General features: G+C 36.6%; 1 protein-coding gene. It reads right to left on the reverse strand.

The window, feature by feature from the left end; translation table 11 throughout:
- Positions 1-28: 28 nt before the first annotated feature.
- On the reverse strand, positions 29-227 hold a 199-nt coding region (locus ACIR131C_RS26720; protein WP_231395423.1), incomplete at its 5' end, for a tetratricopeptide repeat protein.

Consider the following 227-nt stretch of genomic DNA (forward strand, 5'->3'; position numbering starts at 1 on the left):
GCCATGAATAGTGATACTGTCAATGCTATCAATAAATTGCTAGATTCCCCCAATATTCATCTTTATATTCAATATATATCTCTAAGGCTGTTTGTAAATTTACCCTTGCTTCTGTATAATCTTCCTGTGCCTCTGCAAGTGTGCCTAAACAGTGGTAGGTTTTAGCTTGAGAATAGCGATCGCCAAATTCGATATAGATAGCTAAAGCTTGTTGATAAAAGTCCCGT

The organism is Dolichospermum circinale AWQC131C (assembly GCF_000426905.1).
GTDB classification, from domain to species: Bacteria; Cyanobacteriota; Cyanobacteriia; order Cyanobacteriales; family Nostocaceae; genus Dolichospermum; species Dolichospermum circinale.